This is a genomic window from Acidisphaera rubrifaciens HS-AP3 (genome assembly GCF_000964365.1).
GTDB classification, from domain to species: domain Bacteria; phylum Pseudomonadota; class Alphaproteobacteria; order Acetobacterales; family Acetobacteraceae; genus Acidisphaera; species Acidisphaera rubrifaciens.
The window spans coordinates 1-879 of sequence record NZ_BANB01000739.1 but is presented as its reverse complement, the minus strand read 5'-3'; the positions used below and the strand labels follow the sequence as shown (position 1 = coordinate 879).

Below are 879 nucleotides of genomic sequence, written 5' to 3'. Positions count from 1 at the left end.
ACGCTGCGTGCGCTGCCGGGGCCGGCCCGCGACGCGGGGGTGGTCGCGGCGGCGACGCTGGCGGCGATGGCGGCCCTCGGCCTGCCGCTGGCCTGGGGCACGGGGCTGCTGCTCCTGCTGCTGACGGCGATCGCGGCCGTCAACACGGTGCTGCTGCAGGCAGGGCTGGCCGCGCCGCTGCTGGAGGCGGTCGGCGCGGCGCTGCTGGCCTTTGGCCTGATGGTCGGCTTCCGCTTCATCTTCAGCGACCGCGACCAGCGCCATATCCGCCGCGTCTTCGGCCTGTATCTGGCACCGAGCGTGATCGAGCGGCTGATCGCCACCGGCCGCATGCCAGAACTCGGCGGCGAGCGGCGGGACATGACGTTCTTCTTCAGCGACATCGCCGGCTTCACGACCTTTGCCGAGGGCGCCGACCCGGCCACGCTGGCGCCGATCCTCAACGCGTATTTCGACGGCGTCTGCGACGTGATCCTGCGCCACGGCGGGCTGGTGGTGGATTTCGCCGGCGACGGGCTGCATGCGCTGTTCGGCGCGCCGGTCGAACAGCCCGATCACGCGCGGCGCGGCATCGACGCCGCCCGCGCCGTCGCTGCATTCGTCGAGGCGTTCCGCGCGCGGCAGGCGGCCGACGGCGTGCCGTTCGGACATACCCGCATCGGGCTGCATAGCGGACCGGCGCTGGTCGGCAACCTCGGCGCGACACGGCGGCTGAAATATACGGCGCTGGGTGATGCGGTGAACACCGCCGCGCGGCTCGAAGGCCTGAACAAGTATTTCGGCACGCGCTGCTGCGTCTCCGCCGCGACCGTGGACGCGGCGGGCGAGCGCGACGTGCGTCCGATCGGCGACATCGTGCTGAAGGGACGGCGCGAGCCG

At 72.6% G+C, this 879-nt stretch carries 1 protein-coding gene; it reads left to right on the top strand.

Annotated elements, in window-relative coordinates; genetic code table 11:
• A partial coding sequence (locus B8460_RS17120) for an adenylate/guanylate cyclase domain-containing protein (RefSeq protein WP_148360674.1) occupies positions 1 to 879 on the top strand: 879 nt, incomplete at both ends.